General features: G+C 58.7%; 9 protein-coding genes. 1 reads left to right on the forward strand and 8 read right to left on the reverse strand.

Going from position 1 to position 11,983, the window contains the following annotated elements; translation table 11 throughout:
- Positions 1–910: 910 nt before the first annotated feature.
- Complete coding sequence (locus AB4N84_RS27380; protein WP_460044104.1) at positions 911–4,465, reverse strand: TipJ family phage tail tip protein; 3,555 nt, start codon at positions 4,463–4,465, stop codon at positions 911–913.
- Positions 4,466–4,522: 57 nt separating this feature from the next.
- The gene (locus AB4N84_RS27385) at positions 4,523–5,107 is read right to left on the reverse strand and encodes a tail assembly protein (protein WP_460044105.1); all 585 of its coding nucleotides are present in this window, start codon (positions 5,105–5,107) and stop codon (positions 4,523–4,525) included.
- A 525-nt stretch (positions 5,108–5,632) separates the two neighbouring features.
- On the opposite strand from AB4N84_RS27385, the gene AB4N84_RS27390 reads away from it, so the two are divergent.
- Complete coding sequence (locus AB4N84_RS27390; protein ID WP_460044107.1) at positions 5,633–6,220, forward strand: hypothetical protein; 588 nt, start codon at positions 5,633–5,635, stop codon at positions 6,218–6,220.
- 20 nt (positions 6,221–6,240) lie between these two features.
- Here the strand turns inward: AB4N84_RS27390 and AB4N84_RS27395 are convergent, their stop codons facing one another.
- Genes AB4N84_RS27395 through AB4N84_RS27420 form a run of 6 tightly spaced genes read right to left on the reverse strand, consistent with a single transcriptional unit; the run spans position 6,241 to position 11,983 of the window.
- The gene (locus AB4N84_RS27395) at positions 6,241–6,996 is read right to left on the reverse strand and encodes a C40 family peptidase (protein WP_460044109.1); all 756 of its coding nucleotides are present in this window, start codon (positions 6,994–6,996) and stop codon (positions 6,241–6,243) included.
- 2 nt (positions 6,997–6,998) lie between these two features.
- Positions 6,999–7,748, reverse strand: coding sequence for a phage minor tail protein L (locus tag AB4N84_RS27400; protein ID WP_460044110.1), 750 nt, complete (start codon positions 7,746–7,748; stop codon positions 6,999–7,001).
- A gap of 9 nt (positions 7,749–7,757) precedes the next feature.
- Complete coding sequence (locus AB4N84_RS27405) at positions 7,758–8,096, reverse strand: phage tail protein (protein WP_460044111.1); 339 nt, start codon at positions 8,094–8,096, stop codon at positions 7,758–7,760.
- A gap of 2 nt (positions 8,097–8,098) precedes the next feature.
- Positions 8,099–11,269 carry a phage tail tape measure protein gene (locus tag AB4N84_RS27410; RefSeq protein WP_460044112.1) on the reverse strand — a complete coding sequence of 1,057 codons (3,171 nt, stop codon included), beginning with the start codon at positions 11,267–11,269 and terminating at the stop codon, positions 8,099–8,101.
- Positions 11,270–11,279: 10 nt separating this feature from the next.
- A complete protein-coding gene (locus AB4N84_RS27415; protein WP_460044113.1) occupies positions 11,280–11,573 on the reverse strand; it encodes a DUF1799 domain-containing protein in 294 nt (97 codons plus the stop codon).
- 17 nt (positions 11,574–11,590) lie between these two features.
- The gene (locus AB4N84_RS27420) at positions 11,591–11,983 is read right to left on the reverse strand and encodes a phage tail assembly chaperone (protein ID WP_460044114.1); all 393 of its coding nucleotides are present in this window, start codon (positions 11,981–11,983) and stop codon (positions 11,591–11,593) included.

Raw genomic sequence — 11,983 nt, forward strand, 5'->3', positions numbered from 1 at the left:
CATACTCGACATTCGCTTCGAGGGGGATATCTATAACGGCGTCCCACCCGTCAGATCTTCCAGACGAATTACTCCAACCGACGTAATCCCATCGACATCCTGCGTATGGCTGTCTTTTTCCGAACCTGTCCAGAGCGCTTGGGGCGGGCGCCTGAATTGAGAAGGCTACATTCAGCGGAACCTGTAAGGAATTAAAAGAGATCGATCCGTCCGCCCGTCTGCATTTTAGGAATGGCGGCGAGCCAGTAGCGCTGTCATTCATCAAGTCAAAGATATAGGCCTTGGTCGAAGTGCTGGCAGATGCATAGTAAAACTTGAATGTACTTCCGCTTCTTTGCGTTCCTTGAAGCGTCCCTTTTCCAACAAGGAAGCATATCGGGTTTACAGCGCCGGTTACGGTTATTGAGTACATCCGCTCACCCGGAAAGGGTGGTTGCAGCTGATCGTAACTAGATCTTTGGTTCGGATCCGAGGTGACACTCCGCAGGACGAATCTATACCACTCTCCATCCGCCTGCAGATAACCACTTTTAATCAATCCGTGGGAAATGTACTGGGTATCAAACAAAAGGCTTCCATCTTCTTTCCTAACGATCAGACTCGGCATTAGAAATACCCGTAAAAGATTCTACAGTTCGCAGAAAAATATCCCCATCCATTAGTGTTGTATGAATAGGCCCAACTCAGATTCAATCCGCTAAGCGTAACTGCGGGTTTTTTCCCCAAGGATTTCTGTAGATCAACCAGCGGCACCACAACAAAGTAGAGCTGCTTGCCCGCAGGAGGTGACGGCAGTGTCGCGCTGCCGTTTCCCCCGCCGGTGTCGACGAAGCCCATGTTCTGGCTGATTCGCATCGTCATATCGACTAAAACCCTGCCATCAGACGCTTTGATCGTTATCCCTGTCATTTCAAAGTCTCAAGTCAATGCCGAGTACGCCGTTGGCGTGATACATCTGGATGGCAGAGTTACTGATCGTGGACCGACGACCATCAGCCAACGTGCCGTTAAGCTCCCAAGGCCCGGACTTAGGCATCCTCCAGCCCTGCACGTTGGCGATATAGTCATTTGATTGAAGATCGCCCACCTTGAGGTAGGTGATTGAGCCGTCCTGGATGAAGGCCGAGGCCAAGAAAGCCTGTCCGCCCTGCACCGCAAACGGGACAGAAATTGCGCCGCCGGCGATGGTATTAACGATGGCGAACCGATCAGCCGAGACCAGGAACTGGCTCTGCAGCCCGGCTGGCCCGTTCTCGATGCCGAGCCCTATCCCGGCAGCAACGTACTGCCCGTTGGCCGTGACCTGCATTTTCACCGACCAGGATGTGGTGACCTTGCCGTCGATATCGGCGATGGCTTCGGACTGGGTCTGGATGGCCGCCGAGTTGTCTCCCACGGAGACATTCAACTGCTGCAGCGCCAGTGCGGTCGCCTCCTTGTCGGTCGCCACGGTCTGGGTGAGCGTGCTCAGATTGGCCGCGTTATCGCCAACCTCCGCGTCGAGCGAGGTCAGTTGCTGGGCCAAGGCGCTGTTCTGCGTCGTGCGGACCTTCACCTCCTGGGCAAAGCTCGCTGTCGCGTTCCAGCCGCGCAGGGCATCAATCGCATCGCCCTCGCCGTCGTCATCCCGGCTCGCTGCGCGCAGCACCTGTAAGGCCGAAGCCTGCGAAGTGAGCACACCGTCGATTTCGCTGATGTCGGCCGTGTTCGTCGCCACCTGCTCGGCCAGGCCGTTCGCCGTCTCCAGCAGGTCGCCCACGTCCTCCCAGTACGCGGCGTTCGGTGGCGGCGTGTTCAGAGGGACATCCTGCTCAGCCTGGAAGATCCGGCCATCGACGACGATCATCTGGCCTTTCATATAGGTCTGATCAGGGTCGTAGGCTTTCAGCCCATCCAGTGCGTCGATCTGGTCCTGCAGGTCGTCGATCTTGTCGATTTTGTCCTGCAGCTCTTGGCCGAGCTCTGTTTCTCCGATCTGACCCGCGATCATGTCGAGAATTGGCCCGGCTTCTGAGCTGCTCTGCCCCATCGCACCGATGCCGGTCGGATACCACGGACCGATATTGCCGGTCCGGTCGACCAGTCGCGCCCAGAAGAAGAACGTCACGCCAGCCAGCAGGCCCTGCATGTTGTACTCGGACTGCGGGTAAGCCAGGTCGCTGAGCTTGGTTGCGGCGGCGAGATCAGTCGTCGGCCCGTACCAGATTTCCGTGCGCTGGGTGTCGTCCGCACCTGGTGGGAAAGTCCATTTCAGGTGAATACCAAAAATCAGCGGTGTGGCCGTCAGCGACGTTACCGCCGGCGGCAGGCCTTCCTTGCCGTTGAGCTGGGTCAGAATCGAGGTGCGCCAGATCGACGAGATGTCGTAGGCACTCACCGCGCGCACCCGAGCCAGATACGCGCCCTGATAGATGCCGGTGATGTCGACACTGGTCATCCCGGTGCGCTGCACCTTGACCCAGTTACCGTTGTCCTTGCGCCATTCAACGTCATAGGCGACCGCGCCATTAACCGCGGGCCAGGTGATCGTCATCGTGGTGACGGCCAATCCTTGTGCAATGGCAGTGGTCGACGTCAGCGTGACGCTGGCCGGAGCCGGAACCACGGTAATCGGGATAACGCTGATCGGCCGCTCTTCCAGACGCGCTCCGGTGTCGATGTAGGCGAACTTGCTCGGCTCGTACTGTACCGCCGCGATTTCATAATCGCCTTCGGTGGTTCGCTTGGTGCTTAGCACTCGATACAACGGAATCGCCAAGTCGTCTGCATCAAGCGCCCACTGAAGCTGCGGCGTTGGAGTTTCGCTGTAGGCCGTGGTCACAGTGACCGCGCGCCCGGCGACGGATTGAACGGTGCGACCTTCTGCCTTACCGCTTGGCAGGTTGATGATCAAACGATCCCCGGCCTTGGCTTGAGTGTCACGATCCAACGTTACAACGCGGCCAACCACTACCGAGATACGGCCTCCTACCTCACGCCCTGCCAGCAGCGAGTCAGCCACCGGGATAATGTAGCCCGGCAGCGGGATCGCACCCTCCATGCCGGTCTTGAACGTAACGGTCCGGTCCTGGTTGTTGCTCATCACCACCCATTTGCCACGGCGTTGAGCTTCAGATGCGCGCGTACAGCCAATGGCGCTAATCTCGACCGGCTTGTCCCCAAACCGCCGCTGCAGGTCAGGATCCGCGAACGCAGTAACGTCAGTGTCGTAGTTGTTCGCCGGGTTGTCGTAGCTCACGATCGCCCGGGTGTACCGGGTTTTCGTCGAAGCGCTGCCGTAGGAGAACTTGCCGTCGATGACGTTCGCGCGAGTGAAGACGTAGTCGAAGTCTTGAGCGCGAGGCATGTCAGCCTGAGCGACGAGCTGACCCTGAGCCCAGTAAGTCATGCCACGGTAGATCGCGGATATGTCGCGCAGCAGGGTCCAGGCCTCGGCCTTGCCTTGCAGGTTCATGTCACAGAGGAACCGGGGCTCCTGACCGCCGGCGCCGTTCGGCACCAACTGGTCGCAGTACTGCGCAATGCGGTACAGCTCCCACTTGTCGACCATGAAGGGCTTGATGCGCTTGCCCAGGCCAAAGCGGTCAACAGTGCAGATCCCGTACGTCACCCACGCCGGGTTGTTGGTCCACGCCGATTTGAAAGTGCCGTCCCAGACGCCAGTGTAACTCCGCGTCACAGGATCATAGTTGCTCGGCACCTGCCATTTGCGGCCGTTGCAATCCAAGGTCACCGCGGGAATGTTGGTGAACTGCTCGGCGTCGAATTCGATGTAAAGCAGTGCTGTGTTCGGATAGCGCAGCTTGGCGTCGATCACTTCGGTGTAGCCAGCGACCAACATGGTGTCGGCGATCTTGTTGGTATTCTGGTTCGGCGTCAGGCGCCGGACGCGGATCTGCCAGCCGGAGGTCGCCGCCGGTAGATCGATACGGCGCGAGCGCTCGTACCGGGTTGTAGTCTTACCGTCGACCGCCTCTTCCAGTACCTGCTGATAAGCGCCGCCGTCAGTCGCGATATCGATCGCGTACTCAATGCGGTAGCCGCCGACGTTCCCGTTTTCGTCTTGCTGCTGGAGTGCGGGCCAGGCGAAACGCAGGCGCACGGCAGAAAGCTGGGTATTGGTTAGCGAGCGCACCCACGCGGTGTCGCTGCGAAGCTCGACGTTGACGGTCGTTTCGTTCTCGACCGATGGAATGCCTGGGATGTAGTGCTGATCTACGGCGCCGGTACGCCACTCCCATTTCACGTTTGGAAAGTTGACGTTGCCGCTGGCATCGTTGATCGGCGTGTTGTCCAGGTAGATATTCGCAGCCGTCGGCGTACCGTCGAATTCACCCTCGCCAACTGCGATCAGGATCTTGGCCAGGTTGGTAGAGCGCAGGCTATCCACAGCCTCAATCGGAGCCTTCGGGCTGCTGCTTCCGCCTTTGGCGCCGGTGATATCGATTCTCTCAGCTGCGCCCATGCTTTTCTCCAGGCATAAAAAAACCGCCATTTGGCGGTCGGGTGTTTCAGTCAGAGGTCAGGTTTTGTCTTCGGCGTAGATCGATGCTGAAATGATCGCGCCACCCCAGCGCCGACGGCCAATGCAGATCGGGACGGGGTTACCGCTCGCAGTGGTGTTTCGCGCGCTGCCGAAGGCGTAAGACGGGAGGTTTTCAGGAGCTGCGCTTTGCTTCAGGCCGGAGGCTTGGGGGCTGAGCATCTGGATGACGCCGCCAGCCACAAGGGCCACACCAGCAGGAGCCAAGGAAGGAAACCAGATACTTGCCACAAGCAGCACTGCACCCAAAACAGTTTGCAGAATTCCTGCTCGCTTGCTGCCCTCAACCACTGGGGCGATCTTAACTTCCCTGGTGCCGCCCATATCCAAGCTGTCGACCCCAACGTTCTTCCCATTCCGGAAAACAGCAAACCTCATCCCTAGTCTAGCGAGTCGCTTAATCTCCTCCTCGAAGCCCTCAAGCGTGCAACTTAAGGCTTTAATGGCCTCCCACGCGCGCCCGCTATCAAGCTGCCGTCGGTGGATGCGACCGAACCTCTTCCGAAGCGTTCCGGTGAGCACGATTGTGGTTACTGGGTCGAAATGAATAGCTGTAGCGGCCATTTTTGCTCCGGGCATAAAAAAACCGCCCGGAGGCGGCTTCTTGAGGGTTGCTTAAAGACAGGATCGTACCGCTGACTCGATCGCGCTGCGCCCAGGCATCATGGACCAAGCCATTCGCTGATGGAGGACCACTGAACTACCGGTTGAGGTCTTGGTGATGTCGAGCATCTCGTCTGCCATGTTGTTACTGGCCACAAGTAGCCGATAACCGTTTTCAGTCTCCGCCATTGTCGAATCGGTTCGCGCATTCTGCCACTTGGGGAATACGCATAGGGCGTAACGCTTCGGGTCTTTCTTGGTGGAGACAGTGATGCTTGGCTCGTTTTCCGCCAGATCGCCCGGCCCCACACACCCAGACAACAGGGCACATGCAAGCGCCCCTATCAAAATTCGCATGATTATCCCTCAATGAGAAAGGCCCGAGGGTAGCACCGGGCTGTGTGCCTATCCAGTGTGGACAAAAGGTCAGTAGCTGATGTGAGTGCAGAGATCGTAAAGTTGCGCCTCCATTGAAAGGAACAATTTATGGATCCGTTAACCGCTACTGGCACATTTGCAACATTGGTTGGTCTCATAGGGCAATACAAAGCAAGTCGCGACAGCGAGGCAGGTAAAGACTTTGATGCTTTTTTGACTTGGCTGATACAGTCTGGTCAAGAGGAGCTAAAGGCATCTATTGAGGCTAACCACGCGACATCCGTCAGCATCAAAGCCATCTTGAACGTGCAACGGACTGATTTTGTCGAGCGCTTGGATCGAATAGAGAACGCACTTGCGAGCTTCACAAGCGGCATAGAGGGCTTTGAAGCGCTTGCTTCGAATACTAAGCCCAGCGCTCTGCTATCAAAGCAGGCTTTAGCTTTCCTTAAGTTTTATGAGTCGAGTGGATCGGGAAAGCTGTTAGAAAGCCATATGTCTGTCGGAACGATTTTTCATTCCCTTGATGGCACAGGTGGATGGGCTCCCGATGAGCCAAGATTCATTGAGGACGACCTCGACTCCCTAATGCAACTGGGCTTGGTCTCAGTGAGCCGGAACAGCAAAGGAAGCCGCGTTTTTCATTATACCCGGAGAGCCGCTGCCTTAATAAACGAGAGCGAAATCCAGCCATAACACGGTTAATTCATGGAAGACTAAGTGGCATGCGCATGCCTCAGAATAAGACGAGTTCTGTCATGCCAAGGCCCGCCGAAGACAATGATCTCGGACGGCTTGCCGTAGATGTGATGGAGCAGGAAAGGCCCAGCCCCGTGAACCGCCATTGATTCGCCGGGGAGTGCCGGATCTGATCCGAGATAGATCCCGGCGTGATTTGGATGTTTGGTGCGCCCTACTTCCATCACAATCATGTCACCGCGCTGCGGAGTGCCGACGCGCTCGAAGCCCGCGGCCTCGTATGCCTGCTCGTACAGGCTCGGGCCGTCCGCCTGCTCCCACCACCCCTCCTCACGCTTGAAGGCTTCGAAGTCCAGCCCCCATTCGCGCTTATACCAGTCAGCGCAGACCTGCCAGCAGTCCCACGTACCGTGCACGAACGGGCGGCCCAATAGCGGCGTGTGACCGGTTGGCACGATGGTCCGCAGGTCGCCCTCCGGCCAGCTCAGGATGTGCCATGGCAGTTCGGTCGCTTCGCACATCGCCAGATCGCGCGGTGACGGTCTGCTGGTTGCATCCGGATGCGAATGCACGATGCCGATCACCTCGCCCTGGTCTTCTGCCGCGGCGTAATCCTCCGGCGCAATTCGGAACTCTTCGCCCGGGTCGGTTGCGGTGTTCGGACATGGGATGTACTTCTGCTTGCGACCGATGCTGATCAGCACGCCACAGCACTCGCGCGGGTACTCGGCGGCGGCATGAGCCTGCACCGCCTTGAGGATGTGCTTGAGCATGGTCAACTCCGGGCGATCAGCGAGACGGCCGGAAAGCCGCCGAAGGGTAATTCGTTGTTGGCACCCCAGCGAGGCTCACAGCCGGAAGTGAACAGGCCGTTGCATTCGTCGAGTTCAGGGTTGTCGGTCGGCTTTCCGTCTTTGTCGAAGTACGGGCCGGTATAGCCGCAGTTCGGGCCGCGATATCCGCCGGTGAGGCACCAGTGGCACAGGGTGGTCATCTGCCTACCGACCGACTCGCCACCCACATCGCCCGGGCTTGCCAGCTCCCACGAAACGGTTTCACCGTCCTCGTTGGTCTTCTGGTCCAGATACCAGACCTCGATGGATTCCTGCGTGGGATCAGCCTCTGGGTTGCCCGCCGGGAAGTTCACAGCATCGATGTAACGCACCAAGGTGTGCCGCATAGTCAGCTTGAACTCGAGCAGATCCTCGAAGGCGAGACACAGCGCCGTGATTCGTCCATTGACGTTGCCGACTGACAATGTTGGACGCACCGCTGTCCCGTCGCCATTTGCCTCGATGCCTTCGATCTGCATCGGCCAGGCGCCGTATTCCTCTCCCTGCCACCAGATCGATTTAGCGGGCAGCTGATCGGCTTCATCGCCAGCCGCGATGATCTCGGCCTGGGTGTGCGGGATTGAGTGACCGTGGAACCGCAAGACGTCCGCTCCGTAATCAGAACCGTCCAACTCGAAAAGCAAAACCTCGCTGCCAGGTTCGAGAACCTGCAGGTCATTGATCAACGGCATGGTGGATCCTTACGGTAGGAATGCTTGGTCGAACGTCGCGGTGAGCTTGAACTGCCCACCGCCCAGCGGCGTCGGCACTGCTTTCTCGCAGGTGTAGAGGCCTACTTCGCCAAGCGGGGTTGTCCATTTGAAGGCTTTGGCCCCGCCATGACGATCAAGGAATGCCATGATCGCCAAGACTGTCGCCTTGCTGCCGGTGTAGGTGACGGGGAATGACTGACCCTTGTTGTTGGGACCATCGCCAACCTTCTGCGTGTAGCCGTTGCCGAACTGTGATTTCCGGACGCGCCAGCTGATATCCGGCGCGTCCCCGAACTGAGTCGGCCAGGTGAACGTTTCAATAGCCATGGTCAGGTCCTTGTCTGCCGGAAGCTGACGCCACCCGGTCGCCATGAATCAGCAACGGCTTTATCGGCCGCTTGCTTGATCTGGATTTGCAGGTTCTGAGCGAGTGCCGTCTGATCGAGCGTCAACCCCTCGGAGCTCCGATCTTCGACCGAAATACTCACTGGAGCATTGATTTGAACATTTGACCCGCCGCCACCGATTGCGCGCACACCCAGGGCGCCGCCAGACGTACGGGTCAGCGGCATGATCGCCTCAGGCCCTGCCTCACCCATCACACCAGCCCCACCACCAGACATCCCAAACGCTGTGGGAGAACTGACAATGCCGTTGGTGAAGGCGCCGCCATTGGCGAACATCTGCACGCCATCCAGCCAGGCCCCGCCTTTAGCTTGCGGGAAGTAGGAGGATGAATACCCGGCCTGCGATGCGCCGAGGTTTGAGGATGTCGCGCCGGCTGAACCAGCAGCCAGACCGTTACCACTTCCGCCACCGAAGTAACTCAGGCCTGCGCCAAACAAGGCGCTGAGCAGTGAAGAAGATGCCTGGCGTGTTGCGATCCGGGCCATGTCGGCAAGTATCGACTTCGCGAAGTCCGAGAAAGAAAGCTTCCCGGTCAGCGCGAAATTGACGATGGCATCCTCCATGCTGCTGAAGGCGTTGGTGAAGAGCGTCTTCGTCTGCCCGGCGATGTCGCGCGCGCTGTCGAGGTAGTTTTCCCAAGCGGAGGTCGCTCCATTGGTCCAGTCGCCTTGGGCGGTCTCTACATCGGCGTAATTCTGCCGGATCTGGTCGGTTGCTTTCTTATTGGCGTCGGCCAAAGCCTGTGACTTTTTGGCGAACTCCTCATCCGACATATTCCGGGACGGGTCGGACTTCTGGTTTGCCAGGTCGAGCGTTTGCTGAGCAAACCGGTCTTGCTGGCTGTTCAGTTGAGCGTCGAGTGCGTTCTGCCTGTCACCGCGGCCCACACCCAGCACTGCACGCTGCCCGGCAAGTTCAAGCGCCTTCTGTTGCTGATCCAGCGCCTGTACGTACTGGCTGATTGAGCGGGCCTGCTTATCGATGCGGCCTTTTTCGTTGTTGGCCAGCACCTCAAGCTGGCTGTCAGCGTCTTTCTGCGCCTTGACCATGCTGGTCCGGGCGTCCGCGATCTTCTCGTCCAGCTGAATGCGTTGCTGCGCGGTGGTGGAGGACTTGTCGCGAACAGACTCAAGCGCCGAGATTTCGGCCTCATATGCTGCGGTGAGGTCGCCCTTCTCCTGCTCAACAATCGCAACCCGCTGGCTGCTGTAGGACTCGGCGGAAACCAGACCGGCTTTCTGCGCCGAATCCAGCTCCTTTTCAAGGTTCTGGTAGTAGCCGGTGATCGACTTTAGATTGTTCTGAGCGTCGTTAAACCCGGTCAGGTTCAGCTGGTTGGCCGGGCCTTTCGGGTCCTTGAACTTGTCGCTGATGTTGGCGAGGTTGTTGTCGACCGTCGCCTGACTCAGGCGTGAGTCATTCGGATCGGTCTTCCGGATGTCGTCCAGCCACTTCTTGTATTCCTTTACCGCGTCTGTGCGCTTCTGCTCATTGGTCCAGGAAGACTTGGTGAGCGCATCGATCTTGGCCATGGCCCCGATCGAATCCTGCTGCGCTTTCGCTTGCTCGGCATCATATTTGGCGATGTCGGCGTTGGCAGCCTTCGTATCCTTGAGGAAGGTGAGCTTGTCGGTGTAGTACTCGATCATCTCCTGTTTGTTTTGGAACAGGCCGACGTCGCCATTTTGCGCTTGGTCGAGATCGCGCTGCGCGTTGGCGATATCCGCATCGATATCGGAGCGCCCGAGATTCTTCAAGCCGTCTGCGGCTTTCGCCACCGCCAGATAGCCGCGCTCCCAAAAGCTCAGGTTTTCGAGGATCTTCGGGGTGCGTTCGTTAATCGCGTCAGCGTATTGCTCGGTCGCAAGCTTTACCGCCCCTGCATGGTCGCCCTGCTCCTCAAGAGCGGCGATCTGCGAGTACACGGACGCGGTCAGATAGTGATACTGCTCGTTCAGCGCCGCAGACGCCTTAACAGGGTCATCGGCCAGCTTCACGAATTCGGCAACGGTCGCGCTGACAGCGGTTCCGGTAGCCTCCTGCATGCCGATGGCAGCCTGGGTGATTGCACCAAAGCTGTCGCCTGCAATTTTGCCATTGGAGGCAAGGGTGGCAAGCACTTCGGCAGCCGCGCCAGTTGTGCCGACGGTTGCGCTTACCTGGCGCGCCAGTGAACCCAGTTGGCTGGCACTGACGCCGGCGGCGTTGCCGGTTGTGATCAGCGCCTTGTTGTAACTATCAGCTTCCTCGCTGCCCTTGTAATAAGCAATGCCGAGGGTGGCCACGACTGCGGCAACCGCAGCGATGGGCGCAAGAATCGCAACCAAACGTAGTGCAGATGCGCCCGCGCTGGTCCCGATCTCCAGGAGATTGTGAGCAGCCACACGAAAGTTGCCTTCGGCCAGGGCATTGCCCAACTGCAGGACGTTCTCGCGCGCGCCTTTGGTGTTCAGGCTGAACTTCGATGTCTCGTCACCCAGGCCTTTGACCTTCTGCCGCGCGGCGTCGATGGATGCCGAGAAGGTTTTGAAGTCATCCTCGCCAATGTTGCCGTCGGCGCGGTGCTTGTTCAGCAGCTCTTGTTGATCGTCCAGCTTTTGCAGCGCGGCCAAAGCCGGACTGATCTTCCCCAGAAGCGTCTGCAAGCCATCGGCCTGGACGCCAACAGCTGCGGCTGCATCTTTCGCAGCCTTTGCGCCCTGCTGATTTGTTCCGACGAGAGCGTCGGATTCAGCCTGCAGGCGTTTTTGCAATGCTGCCAGGCTTGCAGTTGAATCGCGGCTGGCGTCCATCGCGCTGGAAGTGCTGCTGACGCTTGTCGTCAGTCGCTGGTAATACTCGCTGTTTTGGAGCGAGGTTCTCGCTACCTCGATCAGCCGAGCCTTCGCCTCATCGGTCGCTTGAGCGGCACGCGCTTCCGCCTCGGCCAACTTGTCAGCCGCGTCAGCTGTCTTTTTGAAACCGGCGGTGACGTCGTCGGCGGCTTTCTCGGCCTTTACGCCAGCCGCGGTGAGTTTGTCGAGGTCGGTCGCGGCTTGGGCGGCATCACCCGAATCAACCGCGATCCCCAGTTCTGCGATTGTGCCCGACATGAGTGCTCCGCTATTTCGATTCGCTCATGACGAGCAACGCCTCGGACTCCATGACCCGAAGGTCCGGAAAGAGCCTGGCTGTTTGTTTGTTGGTGAATCCGAGGAAGGCGGTCACGTCGCTGATGACGCTGTAGTCCAGCCCCACGGCGCCGCCGAAGCCGGTACGCCACTGCGTGGACATGGCGTTGAACGTCAGAAACGCGGGCCACGCGTCCGGAAAGACGTCGAACTCTTCATCTGGAATGTCGGCGCGGGACAAGCCAAATGCCGCCAAAGCGGAATCCGACGGACCCGCTTCATACATCAGGCGCGCGACCGTTCTCAGTTTCCCAAGCGGGCGACCGCAAAAGCGTTCTGGTAAGCAGTGACGATCGCGTCACCGGCACCGGCAGAGGTTTCGACTAGCGCGCGAATGGCATCAGGCGTGAACTTGTCTTCAAAGCCCCAGCCCACCACGAGCTCGCTCACCTGCTCGACCTGGCGCTCGATGTTCGCGTCGGTGATGTCGACCAGAGTGATTTCGTCGCCCTTCTCCTTGAACCGCTCCTGATCATCTTTCGCCGCCTGCTGCCAGCCGGCGAACAGCACGGCCAACTCCTTGCGGTTTCGGTACTTGAACTCGAAGGTCACCTTCACCGTGGTGCCGCCTACGCGTGGAATTTCCACGTCCGCCTTGAACGTGGCGGACTGAGCGATTTTGAACTTGGTCGCCAT

It is taken from the genome of Pseudomonas sp. S2_H01, assembly GCF_054668305.1.

Excerpts from the sequence above, each read along its gene's own strand:
- AB4N84_RS27410 (WP_460044112.1), bottom strand. The coding sequence starts at position 11,269 with ATGTCGGGCACAATCGCAGAACTGGGGATCGCGGTTGATTCGGGTGAT.
- AB4N84_RS27415 (WP_460044113.1), bottom strand. The coding sequence starts at position 11,573 with ATGTATGAAGCGGGTCCGTCGGATTCCGCTTTGGCGGCATTTGGCTTG.
- AB4N84_RS27395 (WP_460044109.1), bottom strand. The coding sequence starts at position 6,996 with ATGCTCAAGCACATCCTCAAGGCGGTGCAGGCTCATGCCGCCGCCGAG.
- AB4N84_RS27380 (WP_460044104.1), bottom strand. The coding sequence starts at position 4,465 with ATGGGCGCAGCTGAGAGAATCGATATCACCGGCGCCAAAGGCGGAAGC.
- AB4N84_RS27400 (WP_460044110.1), bottom strand. The coding sequence starts at position 7,748 with ATGCCGTTGATCAATGACCTGCAGGTTCTCGAACCTGGCAGCGAGGTT.
- AB4N84_RS27390 (WP_460044107.1), top strand. The coding sequence starts at position 5,633 with ATGGATCCGTTAACCGCTACTGGCACATTTGCAACATTGGTTGGTCTC.
- AB4N84_RS27385 (WP_460044105.1), bottom strand. The coding sequence starts at position 5,107 with ATGGCCGCTACAGCTATTCATTTCGACCCAGTAACCACAATCGTGCTC.
- AB4N84_RS27405 (WP_460044111.1), bottom strand. The coding sequence starts at position 8,096 with ATGGCTATTGAAACGTTCACCTGGCCGACTCAGTTCGGGGACGCGCCG.
- AB4N84_RS27420 (WP_460044114.1), bottom strand. The coding sequence starts at position 11,983 with ATGGCGACCAAGTTCAAAATCGCTCAGTCCGCCACGTTCAAGGCGGAC.